This is a genomic window from Shewanella insulae (assembly GCF_009831655.1).
Lineage (GTDB): Bacteria > Pseudomonadota > Gammaproteobacteria > Enterobacterales > Shewanellaceae > Shewanella > Shewanella insulae.
On sequence record NZ_WRPA01000027.1, the window covers coordinates 1 to 12768 of the forward strand.

12 protein-coding genes are annotated in these 12768 nt (G+C 52.2%); 5 read left to right on the forward strand and 7 right to left on the reverse strand.

Annotated elements, in window-relative coordinates; all coding sequences use genetic code 11:
- Positions 1–116 precede the first annotated feature (116 nt).
- Entirely contained in the window at positions 117–911 is a 795-nt protein-coding gene (locus GNT65_RS19490) for a hypothetical protein (protein WP_160798862.1), read from the reverse strand.
- A 781-nt stretch (positions 912–1692) separates the two neighbouring features.
- Here GNT65_RS19490 and GNT65_RS19495 point away from each other — a divergent pair.
- The 3 genes from GNT65_RS19495 (at position 1693) to GNT65_RS19505 (ending at position 4020) form a co-directional block, all read left to right on the forward strand.
- Positions 1693–2520, forward strand: a complete 828-nt coding sequence (locus GNT65_RS19495) for an SseB family protein (RefSeq protein ID WP_160798863.1) — start codon at positions 1693–1695, stop codon at positions 2518–2520.
- 200 nt (positions 2521–2720) lie between these two features.
- Positions 2721–3200 carry a YbaK/EbsC family protein gene (locus tag GNT65_RS19500; RefSeq protein ID WP_160798864.1) on the forward strand — a complete coding sequence of 160 codons (480 nt, stop codon included), beginning with the start codon at positions 2721–2723 and terminating at the stop codon, positions 3198–3200.
- A gap of 142 nt (positions 3201–3342) precedes the next feature.
- A complete protein-coding gene (locus GNT65_RS19505) occupies positions 3343–4020 on the forward strand; it encodes an SDR family NAD(P)-dependent oxidoreductase (RefSeq protein WP_160798865.1) in 678 nt (225 codons plus the stop codon).
- Between the two features lie 89 nt (positions 4021–4109).
- Here GNT65_RS19505 and GNT65_RS19510 read toward each other — a convergent pair whose 3' ends face one another.
- The 5 genes from GNT65_RS19510 to GNT65_RS19530 all read right to left on the reverse strand — a co-directional run bounded on the left by GNT65_RS19510 (position 4110) and on the right by GNT65_RS19530 (position 8288).
- On the reverse strand, positions 4110–5051 hold the full coding sequence (locus tag GNT65_RS19510; RefSeq protein WP_160798866.1) for a hypothetical protein: 942 nt from the start codon (positions 5049–5051) through the stop codon (positions 4110–4112).
- A gap of 227 nt (positions 5052–5278) precedes the next feature.
- Positions 5279–5872 carry a hypothetical protein gene (locus tag GNT65_RS19515; RefSeq protein ID WP_160798867.1) on the reverse strand — a complete coding sequence of 198 codons (594 nt, stop codon included), beginning with the start codon at positions 5870–5872 and terminating at the stop codon, positions 5279–5281.
- A 189-nt stretch (positions 5873–6061) separates the two neighbouring features.
- On the reverse strand, positions 6062–6424 hold the full coding sequence (locus GNT65_RS19520; RefSeq protein WP_160798868.1) for a response regulator: 363 nt from the start codon (positions 6422–6424) through the stop codon (positions 6062–6064).
- 182 nt (positions 6425–6606) lie between these two features.
- Positions 6607–7689 (reverse strand): rhomboid family intramembrane serine protease, encoded by a 1083-nt coding sequence (locus GNT65_RS19525; protein ID WP_160798869.1) that lies wholly within the window; start codon positions 7687–7689, stop codon positions 6607–6609.
- Positions 7690–7703: 14 nt separating this feature from the next.
- On the reverse strand, positions 7704–8288 hold the full coding sequence (locus GNT65_RS19530; protein ID WP_160798870.1) for a hypothetical protein: 585 nt from the start codon (positions 8286–8288) through the stop codon (positions 7704–7706).
- 343 nt (positions 8289–8631) lie between these two features.
- Here GNT65_RS19530 and GNT65_RS19535 point away from each other — a divergent pair, with 343 nt between their 5' ends.
- Both GNT65_RS19535 and nhaD read left to right on the forward strand, forming a co-directional pair.
- Positions 8632–9492 (forward strand): pirin family protein, encoded by an 861-nt coding sequence (locus GNT65_RS19535; RefSeq protein WP_160798871.1) that lies wholly within the window; start codon positions 8632–8634, stop codon positions 9490–9492.
- Between the two features lie 290 nt (positions 9493–9782).
- Positions 9783–11258 (forward strand): sodium:proton antiporter NhaD, encoded by a 1476-nt coding sequence (nhaD, locus tag GNT65_RS19540; protein ID WP_160798872.1) that lies wholly within the window; start codon positions 9783–9785, stop codon positions 11256–11258.
- A gap of 112 nt (positions 11259–11370) precedes the next feature.
- Here the strand turns inward: nhaD and GNT65_RS19545 are convergent, their stop codons facing one another.
- Positions 11371–12753, reverse strand: coding sequence for a Na+/H+ antiporter NhaC family protein (locus tag GNT65_RS19545; protein ID WP_160798873.1), 1383 nt, complete (start codon positions 12751–12753; stop codon positions 11371–11373).
- Positions 12754–12768 lie beyond the last annotated feature (15 nt).

A 12768-nucleotide genomic window follows, 5' to 3' on the forward strand; every position in this document is an offset into this window, starting at 1 on the left:
AAAAGTAGCACTGATCGCCTGCATGCGAAAGCTCATCGTGATCTTGAATACCATGCTTAAAAGCGAGGAGCTGTGGTGCGCAAAAAACGGATAAATATATTGACTAAACACCACAGTCACTTGTTATAATGTTTAAATACATTTGAGAGTTCTGCATCAGACAAAGACCTAAGTATTCTCAACGTATGTTTATTAGCCAGTTCTTTGCCCTGAAGTTCATTTAAAATGGCAACAACCTCATCAGCGACTAATACTTCAGAGCGTTTTCTATTGATAAACAGCAATCCCATTTCTCTCAAAGAATTTAATCCATCCAAAACATTATTTTGAGGTACAGGATTAATCAAATGTTCTATTGCAGATGCTTCATCCATAGATATCCCTAAGCGATCTGCCAACATATTTAATATGCTTCTCTCATCATCAGTAATCCTTGCCTCTCGATTAATTTTCTCATCATTCAGAAATGCAACGCTAAAACAATCATGATAAATAGCTAACTGTCTTCCCCTACAAAAATCTTCAGACCCAGAACTTTGCTCAATCAAATCTCTAATTTTTGTTGCTGAGTCATTTAATTCTTTCCACTCTTTGTTATACAAATGTTCAATCCATGAGATACGTGCTATACAATTTCCATCTCTCGTAAGAATATTTACCAAAAGACCGATTTGAGCATCGGACATAGCTATTTGCTCTTGAACAGACTCTTTATACATACAAGAAACCAAAGCAAACAACGAAGTGATTTCACTGCCAGAAGCATTCTTTATCTGTCCATCAATCTTACTTACTGATTTTGCCAATTGCTTATCATTTGGCAAAGCGCTATTGCACAACTTATCTAAACATGAAATAAATTTAGACTTTTCAACCTGATTGATGCTTGATAATACTTGGGATAATTTCATAGGTATCTCGACTCTCTAAAGTAGGCTTCTAGATAGCTACGAGACAAATGCACTTAAACTACCCAAAGCCTTAAACAACCTGAAATGATTGCAAAGAATGAGATACGTTCAATGGGAGGCAATTGAGAACTATTTCCTATTCGTCGTCTTCCATGAAATTAACTTAAGATATAATTACCTAAGTGTACCAATTCATCCCTGCAGCACTTTTTATCGACAACATTCAACATAGCGTTCAAAAAATAAGCTGTCCAGATATTTTGCGACAGAACCGCCAGTTAAGTTAAAGCTAAAGTTATAATAGTTTTCGAAAATTACCGGTTGTGGCTACAGTAAATCCCCATCGAAGTTGCCGAAGGGTGTTGGAATAAATCGAGTGAGGCGGGCATGGATGCCCGACTAGCTTCCGCAGGTGCATGGATGCATCCTTCGGAAGCGGTAACGATTTATCCATAAACACGAGGCTCCTAACCAATGCAGTTAACTTCGTCTGGGGCGGCAAGGGGAGATGCAAGAGGGGGATTGCTGGAGATCCCCCTCTTGCCTGGGTGTGGGATGGAATCCCACGACTTACCTCGGCCGTAAGGCCGCACATTCCAAGGTATGGGATGAAAACCCATGACTTTCTTCAGCCGCCAAACCAACTCCCCCTCGAGTGAGGAATAGAATCTCAAACGAGGTTTGCCCCCACTCCCCTCTAGACCCAGCTAACACCTTGATCTACTATGCCAGCTCACCAGGATGTCTGGTCCAGACCAGTTGGAAACAAGGATTAGCGAAAATGGAAGTTACACTCACCCCGAGCAACGCACTCGAAACCGCCCTGCAGGCGGCACTTGCCGATCACACCCAGGCCAAAGCCCTCTATGAACACCTGATTAAGGCCAAGCTCTACCTGCTGAGCGACGGCCAAGAAACGCCTCAGGCCGATGGCACCACAGAGCTCTCCATCATGCAATGGCACATCCCCGTCAGCGATGATCAGGTGCACTACTTCGTCCCGCTTTTTACCTCACAGGAGGCGGTCGACCAGGCCAAGGCGGTTATGGAAGCAGAGGGCAGCGAATTTCACGGTCAGATAGAGATAGATGCGCCTCAGGCATTTCAGCTGCTGCTGACCAACCAGACGGATATGGCGCTCAACCCCAATAGCAACCTGTCGAAAGTCGTCAGCAGCGATGAGATCCGCTACATGTTGCTGCCTGACATGGCGCTACTCAACCAGGGCAATCAGCTCCGGCTGCTGGGCAAGGTACTGGCAAGCGATCTGCCCATGTTCGGCGCGGTGCGCCAAATTTTGGCTAATTACCCCAGCGTCAAGGCGGGCTATTTCATCGAGTCATGCGAGCTGGATATCCGCCGCGGCGGCCAAGACAGCGCCTTCACCCTGGCGCTCACCCTAGAGGGAGACAGGGTGAGTGATGATTTCAGCCGTATTCGCAGCGATTGCCGCAACCTGCAAAGAGAGATAGAGCTCCACGGCTGGGAAATACGTCCCTACCTGCTAAGAAGTGACAAACATGATGAGATCAGCAGCTTCTGCCTGGAGAAGCTTGAGCCCTTCTATCGCCCTTCGCTGCTAAGCAAATTCAAGACCTGGTTTAGCTGATCGGCAAGCAAGGCTTGGCTGCCAACTTAATCAATGAAAATTGCTGCTAAATCAGCTGAATAAACGATATTAAATCAGCAGTAAAAAACACCACTATACCAACGGTGGAAAGCAGTGCTAAACCTAGAGAGAAAGCGGCGCCTGAGCCTTACTGGACTATACTTATCGTTAACGTTTCATAACGTTAACGAGGCAAGTATATGAGTATTTCAAACCGGTTAAATCACTATCTGACAAAACATGATGTGAACTATGAGATAGTGCTGCATCGACACAGCTACAACTCCATCAGTTCGGCCGTTGCCGCCCAACTGGCCCCGGCCCAAGTTGCCAAGGGAGTCATATTGGAAGATCATCAGGGGCGCAGGATCATGGCGGTACTGCCCACAGATCATAAGATCAACCTCAAGGCGCTGGGCGACAAACTCAACCGCGATCTGCATCTGGTGAAGGAACAATCCGTTTATCAGATGTTTGACGATTGCGAACATGGCGCCATCCCCTCCCTCGGCGCGGCCTACAATATCGAGACCATCTATGACGACCTGCTGATCGAGGCTAAGGAACTCTACCTCGAGGCCGGCGATCACACCAGCCTGGTCAGGCTAAACCGCGAAGACTTCATCAAGCTGATCAAAGACGCTAAACACCTGAGATTTAGCTACCAGAGCATCCACTAGCGCAGCCCTTTCAGGGAAGCCCCGGCTTCCCTTTTTCTGCCCGGGCTCACGTTAATCCCTGTTACCTGGTCCATCCTCTGGCATCGACTGCCAGTTGCGGCATAATAGGCCGACCTAACACAGCTTATTGAGTGAATCGATCATGATATTAATTACCGGTGCCAGCAGCGGCCTGGGCGCAGCACTGGCCAAGCGTTATGCCGATCTGGGTGAGCAGGTGATGATCTCCGGCCGCAACCAGGCCAGACTGGCAGATGTGGCACAGGCATCGAAGAATCTACATCCCATGGCGGCTGACCTTTGTGATGAACAAGGCGTCACGGCCTTGTTCGATAATCTAACGACCATGAGCGGAGGCGCCGCACTCGACACTGTGATCCACTGCGCCGGCAGCGGCTATTTCGGTCCCATCACCGAGCAGCAAACCGATGAGATCCATAAGCTGCTACAGAACAACGTCACCTCCTGCATCTTGCTGGTGCGCGAGCTGGTGAAACGCTATCAGGACACGCCGCTGAATCTGGTGGTGGTGATGTCGACCGCAGCTCAGCAGCCCAAGGCGGGAGAGTCCACCTACTGCGCGGCAAAATGGGCGGTGCGTGGCTTTATCGAATCGGTACGCCTGGAACTCAAGGGTAAGCCGATGAAGATCATCGCCGTCTATCCCGGCGGCATGGATACAGGCTTCTGGCCCAGCAGTGGTAAGTCTCTCGACACCTCCAGCTTCATGAGCGCAGACGAAGCCGCCGAGATGCTTCAGGGCGCCCTGAAGGCCACCGCCCATGGTCACATTGCCGATATCACCATCGCCAGGGGCTAGCAAAGGTTCGAGAGTTAGCTAGACCAAAACAAAGGCTCGGCCTGAACTCATGAGCGTCAAAGCAGGAGCGCCGAGCCTTTATCTTAATCCTAGTTACAAGCGAAACCATAGCTGGTCTTATCCGGCCGGGCTCTTGCCTGCTTGGTGACTGTACAGTAGATCTCTCCTCGCCTGTTAGGCACCGAACCTTCGATCCCCATGCCTCGCATCAACTCGGCGCAACTCTGCGCCTGAGCCAGATTTCCACCGAAACCATAACCGTCGATGGATATCTCGGAAAGCGGCACTCGTTTGCCTCTGTTATCTCTTGCCAGTTCGGGAAGCGCTTTGAAGACTAACTTCAAATAATCATCTAGGGCCTTGAAACGAATATCGACCAGAATTTGGGAGGTGTCTGAAAAGCTGACGACCCAGGAACGCTCTTGCGTTAAAAGACCCAGGATGGCCGAAAGATTGCGGTAGCTGAAACCAAGGGCCTTATCGAGTCGTTGCACCTGATTACTCACTCGGGTAACCCGTTCATTGAGTCTTGAGAGATCTGCACCACTTAAGTCGGTCGCTAGAACGCCCTCAAAGTCGGCGATCTCCCTTAACGCGTCGGCAACCGTGATAAATCCCGTCTCTGGCGGTAATATAATGCCCTGCTTTGCCTGTTTGGCTAGCGCCAAATTGATGGCCTTGAGTTCGGCCAATGCGCTAGCTGCTTCGAGCAGGTGTGGCTTGTCACTATTGATCTCGACAACATAGGGAGTCGAAGTGGTCGTCGGGTTATCTTGTGCGTAGCGCAGCCTGATCTCGGTCGCCGTCGCCTTCTCTCTGTCCAAGACAACCAGGCTCTCATAAGCATGTTTTTCAGCGCCACTTATTTCAGCGCCACTCGTCTCTAGGGAGTGAGTCGCTTCCACATGTATCTCTATTAGGGCGTTGAGCTTGGTCTGAGTACAGTTATCGCAAACGTATAGCTGAGCCGCATGGAGATTAACGCTATAGAAGGCGGTTAAGCATAGGAAGCGTGCAATTAATTTTTTCATCGCAATGTCCTTAATATAAATTTGTTATCCGTAACAAATCCATACTAGAAAATCTGCGCTGTAATACTTCCCGATTATGTCGAGCATGCTCTTGGAAAATAGCGGCCCAAAGGGCACCGGTAATCAGCTAGGCTCGCACTAAAGAGAAAGGCTCGGCCTGAACACGTCAGTACCGAGCCTTTTATTGACTAGGCTATTCGCGCATTAGTCGCGCGATTAACCTTAGATTATTTGCGCTTGAAGATGGCTTCCATCTCGGCGGCCATGGCCTCTGCCTCTTCCAGCTGCAACTTATGTTGTTTCTCGCCTAGTTCGATAAGTTGTTGCTCAAAATTCGCCAATTGCTCCTGCTCGGCCTGAGTGAGCTCTGGCTTATCCTGCAGGGCAAAGATGGCTTCATGGATCTTATCCATCTCCATATCCAACGCCTCGATAGGGTCGGGATTAGCGGCGTCCTGACGGTCGAGCTCATCCAGCCAGACGTAAAACTGCTCATTAGTCACGCCAAACTCTGCGGCGGTCTGGTCGATGAAACAGTTGGACAAGGCCTCGGCGTTCTCTTCTGTCATCTGATCATACTTATCGAAGCAGAACTTCATGGCGCTGCGATAACCACGCTCCAGCTTGCCACTACCGATTCTAGAAACCTGCTCCATGGCGGTAAAGTCACCGTCGGCTTTCATCCGCGAGACATTCATCTCGATAAATTTATCGACATCCACCTCCATGCTGGCCAAGTCATAGGGGGCATTGTCGGGCAGCTCAGCACCTTGGGCGCTGGTGAGGATAAAAAACAGTGGTAGTAAGAGTTTGGCTTTCATCATTAATCCCTTGTTTGATGTGAAAAGCTGGTGATGTATTGGCAATGTGATGGTTAGTCGACCAGGCGGTAACATCCTTGTTGCCGCCATAAGATAGCTCAGCCCACTCAGGCCTGTCTAGTGAGAAAAAGTCGATAGATAAAAGGCTCAGGTCAGCAGATCTAATCGAGACAGAGGCATGAATATGGGTTAGAGATAGGCCTCTATCATCTCCTGGATCGCATCCGGCATTACAGGCTTGGTGATATAGTCATCCACCCCCAGCTTGAGGGCAAAATCCTTGTCAGACTGCTCCGCCAACGAGCTTATCACCACCACGGGGATCTTGGCCGTCTCCTCGCAGCCCTTAAGATGCTGAATCACCTGATAGCCGTTGACATGGGGCATGGTGATATCCAGCAGGATGAGATCCGGGGTCAGAGATTGCAGCACCTCGATGCCGCCGCTGCCCGAGTTCACCGCGGTCACCTCATAATCGTCCCCCAGCATGGCGAGTAATATCCCTGTGCACACGGGATCGTCATCTATGATCAAGATTTTAGCTCTGGACATCTATCTCTCGCTCTTGCAGTTGTAATGGTTACATTGTATCCAAGTCTGAGGTGAATACCAGTCGCTAATGAGTCGACTGGTTTAAGGATTAGACCCAGCTTTTTCACTTAAGTTTCAGCGACAAGAAGCGCCCATAAAAAAAGCCCCATACAGAGATGGGGCCTTTTTTCAATAGAGAGTCCCTAACGGGCGATCTTCACCTCTGGCTCATTGAGTAACGCCAGCATGGGATTGTTGTGCATCACCTTTGACTTGAGGCTTATCCCCAAGATCAGCCCCATCACGAAGCCACCTATATGGGCCCAGTAGGCCACACCTTGGCCGGCCATCACCAGGCCAAAGATGTTAAAGCCCAGCCAGATGGCGAAGAAGGCCATGGGGCTGAGCTTCTTCTGAAACACCACGAACATGAAGGTCAGGCTGGCATGGCGGAACCACATAAGATACATGCCGAACAGCCCCGCGATGGCACCGCTGGCGCCTACCATATAGATGCCTGAGCCGGGATCGGCGGCGATCTGCGCCCCGGCGGCAGCCAGGCCACACAGAATATAGAGCCCAAAAAACTTGGCGCGGCCCAGCGCATCTTCTAGGTTATCCCCCACCACATAGAGGAAATACATGTTACCCGCCAGATGCATGATGTCACCGTGCAGGAACATATGACTCAGCAGAGTCCAGGGATGATGGCCGGCCAACAGCTCGTTGGAGCGCATGGCGAAGTTTTCAAACACCATATCTGTGGTGCTCAGGTTAAAGCCGTAGGCGAAGAATATCAGGATATTGAGCGCCAGCAGCATATAGGTCACTAAGGGCGTCGATTTCGGCTTGAGGTTAAATTCCACCGGCATCTTAGAAAGGAACTGGAACAGCCAGGTCTTGACGCTGATGCTACCATTTAACTCCTCCAGCAGTTGTCGCACCTTGGGCGACTGCACCACCTTGGTGCGCTCATGCTCATCGACCCAGACACCGCTACAGCTATGGCAGACATCCACCTCGATCTCATAGCCAGTCATCAGATGATAGCGATGCAGGCTCAGGTCGCACTGATGACAGCTGCGGCTGGAGATCCCTAACAGGTCGCCCAGTGTCTCTTCGACCCTGACATCGTCATCGCCGTTGTCGGCCTTCGACAAGGCGGCGTTAAGTTCGCCGTTTTTAAACCAGAGTCCACCGCACTGACGGCAGCAATCCACCTGTTCGCCGTGAAAATTGTATGCTCTTAGTCGCCCCTCGTGGCAACCCGGACAGATATTGATCATGGGGAGTTCCCTTCCTAATCTACTATGATGTCGTTGCGTCTCAGCTCATCGGCCAGCGCAGTGTAATTAGTCTTCAGTGCCGGCAGGGTATCTTCGCTCATCGCTTTGGTCAGGGCCTTAAGCAGGTCGCCGCCATACTTGGCGCCATAGACCCGCCCCTCTATCTTGCCAATGATGTCGTCTACCTCCAGATAGAAGCGTCGGGTCTGTGACAGCAGCTGAGGCGGCGTCTCCAGGGTATAGGGCGAATAACGCATATTCTCCCACACGAAGCTCGCCAGCGCAGGCCTGTGATTCTTGATATCGAAGGGCGCCTTACCGGCGATAAAGTCGGCGTACTCGTTGATAATGCTGACATTGTCCTGTACCTCGTCATACAGGGCGTGGCGCAGATAATAGTTGTTCTGTTTATTGGTCAGATTATCGAAGGTGATCGCCTGAGACAATCCCTCTTGGGCTGCCAGGTAAACCCCTGCGACCGTGGCGATGATCATGAAGATCTGGCTGATCCAGAAGCTGGTCTTCACCAGTTCTCTATTGTCCAAGCGGGGAAAACGCTTGCCATTATCCGCAGGTGCGGCCTTGTCTTTAACATCCATATCCTGGTTCCAGTGACAGAAAAGCGACTCGCCGGCCCAGGGCGACAATGCCGGGGCGGGCAGACTAAACAGGGGCGGATACTAACACAAGCCGCTGACAAATTTGTACAGGGATATTGAATTTTGATAACAAAAACAAGGATTACCAAAAATTATTGTCGCACTTTTCCGCCATCAATCGCTTCCCGCGGTTAGCCGCAGCCAGTTTTAACATTCTATTTTTTAGAACCTATTGGGTATTATTTAGCGATATTCGTTCGATTATACCAGTGATAGGCTGATCCCATTCCCGCCAGCTACACTTAAGCAGCACCAGGCGGTTCCCAATCATGAGGTACTTAAGATGAAAGTGATCAGTCAATTTACCGCCCGCCCGGCAATGGATGGCGATGGGGTTAACATCCGCCGTGTGGCCGACTTTATGAATACCCGCTTCGATCCCTTCCTGATGCTGGACGAGATCAAGTCTGATGATGCCAACGACTATATCGGCGGCTTTCCGCCCCATCCCCACCGTGGCATAGAAACCTTTACCTATATTCGCAAGGGCGGCTTCGAACACAAGGATCAGCTGGGTAACGTCAAGGCAATCAAGGCCGGCGACGTACAGTGGATGAGCACAGGTAGCGGCGTGGTGCACTCTGAGATGCCCCTGGCCGATGCCCAGGATGGCCTGCACGGCTTTCAGATCTGGCTCAACATGCCCGCCAAGGAGAAGATGCGCCCGGCCATCTATCGCGACAGCACAGATGAGCCGCTGCCCGAAGCCTACAACGACAGCGGCGCCCAACTGCGCGCCCTGGCCGGCAGCTGGCAGCTAACGGGAGCCGAGCCCATCGAGGCGCCGATTCAACAGCTCGCCGGTCGAGGTAAGATAGCCGATCTCATGCTGGCGCCAGAGGGAATGGCTCAGCTGGATCTGCATGAGCGTGAATATGTCGGCCTCTACCTCTACCAGGGCGAGCTCCATAGCCAAGATATTCCCGAGAAGGCCTACCAGGCGGGACAATATCTGATTGTCGATAGCCAGCAACTCATCACGCTTAAGGCAGGCGAAAACGGCGCCGGTGCCCTGGTATTTGCCGGTGAACCAATCCGCGAGAAGATAGTGCATATGGGACCCTTCGTGATGAACAGCGAGCAGGAGATCCAACAGGCGATCGCCGACTATCAGGCGGGCCGATTCGGCAGTATTAAGGCCTAAAAAAGCGCAAGCTAAGGGGAGCCACAGGGCTCCCTTTTCGCTCTTATTCCATCTCGGGCACCAAAAGCGTGATCCTGTGCTAACTTGTTAACAGCGCAAATCGTGAAGGCATCACAAACTGGTGACAAAATCATTACCACTTTGTAGGTAAACATTTATTTTTTAAACATAATTTTCCCAATTTTATGTGACTTAGCCGAAACTAATACACATAAACTTGAGGCGCATCAAAATTTTCAGCAGGAAAGCTGTGGTAATTTTTAAGCTATTCCTAACACAGAGAATACTTAATGAAACACCTTAAGCCCCACTTTGGCAGCCTTGCCAATCCCCTAACAAGCTTACTCTTATGTTTGGCCGCACTGTTTAGCCCTGCCGTCTTTGCCAGCAGTGGCGAGACCGGTGGGCAACTCCTAGATCTCACCGCCACCGGCGCAGGCTATGCCGCCCTGGTGATCTTTGTCCTCGCCTACCTACTGGTGATGGGAGAAGAGGTACTGCACCTGAGGAAATCCAAGCCGGTACTGGTAGCCGCAGGCCTGATCTGGGGAATCATAGGTTACATCTATGTGCAGCATGGCATGTCCGAGCTCTCGGAGGCCGCCTTCAAGCACAACCTGCTTGAGTATGCCGAGCTGCTGCTCTTCCTGCTGGTCGCCATGACCTATATCAACGCCATGGAAGAGCGCAACCTGTTTGACGCTCTGCGGGCCTGGATGGTGGGTAAAGGTTTTAGTCAGCGCACCGTCTTCTGGCTCACCGGCTTCATGGCCTTCTTCATCTCGCCTATCGCCGACAACCTGACTACGGCCTTATTGATGTGCGCCGTGGTAATGAAGGTAGGGGGCGACAACAAGAAGTTTATCGCCCTGGCCTGTATCAACATAGTGGTGGCGGCCAACGCCGGTGGCGCCTTTAGCCCCTTCGGCGATATCACTACCCTGATGGTTTGGCAAAAAGGCGTGGTGCATTTCGAGCAGTTTATCGACCTCTTCATCCCATCCTTGGTCAACTACCTGGTACCGGCCGCGATCATGAGCGCCTTCATCGTCAATCAGGTGCAGAAGGCGGAAGAGGAGAAGGTGATAATGAAACGTGGCGCCAAGCGCATAGTCGGCCTGTTCCTGCTCACCATTGCCACCGCCGTCAGCACCCACAGTCTGCTGGGTCTACCTCCGGTACTGGGCATGATGACGGGGCTGGGCTTCCTGCAGTTCTTTGGTTTCTATCTGCGCAAGAGCTTCCCCAAGGCGGTGCTCAAGGCCAAAGAGCAGGCCGAGCGCGACAACAACCTCAAGCGTTTGGACCAGCTAGGCAACGTGGTGCCCTTCGATGTGTTTAGCCGCATCGCCCGCGCCGAGTGGGACACCCTACTCTTCTTCTACGGCGTGGTACTCTGCGTCGGCGGTCTGGGCTTCATGGGCTATCTCAGCATGGTCTCCGAGGCCATGTATACCCACTGGGACGTCACCTATGCCAACGTCGCCGTGGGCGTGCTCTCCGCTATCGTGGATAACATCCCCGTGATGTTCGCCGTGCTGACCATGAATCCAGACATGGCGCTGGGCCAGTGGCTGCTAGTCACCCTGACCGCGGGTGTAGGCGGCAGCTTGCTCTCTATCGGCAGTGCCGCCGGGGTCGCCCTGATGGGACAGGCCCGCGGCATCTACACCTTTGCCAGCCACCTCAAGTGGACGCCCGTGATCGCCCTGGGCTACGCCGCCAGTATATTGGTGCATCTCTGGCTAAACGGCTCGCTGTTCTAAGGCGTTCTAAATGATTAAAGATTACCTATAGTCACCCTATGGGTTAATCAAAAGGGGCGTCGACTAGACTAGTCGACGCCCCTTTCTCTTTCTGTACTTCTTTCTTAAGGCCTTAGGCCAAGATCAGGAAGCCTATGAAAGTCAGCCCGGCCGCCAGCAAGGCATAGGGCAACTGGGTCACCGCATGGCTCACCAGGTTACAGTCTGAGCCCTGGGCCGCCAGCACGGTAGAGTCTGAATAGAAACAGGCCTGACTACCGAAGGATGAGGCCGACAACAGGGCGCCGATCACCAAGGGAATATCGGCATCGACCGCCTGGGCCAGCGGCATCACGATAGGAATAGACACCGCGAAGATCCCCCAGCTAGAGCCTGTTGCAAAAGCCAGGATAGACATGGTCAGGAAGACCACGGCGGGCAGCCATTGTGAGGTCATGAAGGGGCTCAGGTTGCCAATCACATATTGCGGCAGCATCAGCTTGTCGCACACATCCTTAAAGACGAAGGCGGCGATGACAGTGCCTATGGCCGGCAACATAGACTTAAAGCCGTCGAGCATCTGCTCCATCATCTCTGACAGAGGCATCAGGCGTTGCACCCCGTAATAGGGCAGGGTCACCGCAAGGGTGGCGATCAGCCCCTTGAGCACGTCGATGTCGAAGTAGACGGTAAAGCCCACCAGCAAGAGGATGGGCACCATGAAGTTGTGCAGCTTGCCCAAGTTATCGGCATGCTTGAACTCCTCTTCGATCGCCTTGAGACCGTAATCATCCGAGGTCTGTACCTCCTCTGTTGCATCCACCGCCTTGGCCGGTTGGCCCGCCATGGCTGCCAGCTGCGCCTTCTTCATCGGCCCGAAGGCGGGCACTATGCCCAGAATCACCAGCAGCACCATGGCCACCGCCAGCCAGGCATAGAGCATGTAAGGAATCGCCGACATATAGACGCCGATCCCCTGCCCTTCGCCCGCCACGCCGTTATCCACCAACAGGCCGCCAAAGAAGACGGCCCAGGTCGACAATGGCACCAGCACACAGATGGGCGCGGCGGTAGAGTCCACCACATAGGCCAGCATCTCCCGCGACACCTTAAACTTGTCGGTCACCGACTTCATGGTCGAGCCCACGGTCAGGGCGTTAAGATAGTCGTCGATAAAGATCACCACGCCCAGGATAAAGGTCATCAGTAGGGATGACTTAGGCCCCTTGGCATATTTGAGCGCATGGCGACCGAAGGCCATGGAACCGCCGGTCTTGACCAGGAGGGCGATCAGGGCACCAAAACCGCCACAGACCAAGATCAACCAACCTATGGTTTCATCGGCCATGACAGAGAGCGAGATGTCGGCGAAATTGTTCAGCACCTGATCGGGTTGGTATAACACCAGACCCACTAAGGCACCGATAACTAACGAAAGGATTGGGCGGCGTAGCCAAACCGCTAACACCAAGACCACCACAGGTGGGATAAGACTTAAGGCTGTCGCGTCAGACATGGCTTAAGGTCCTTC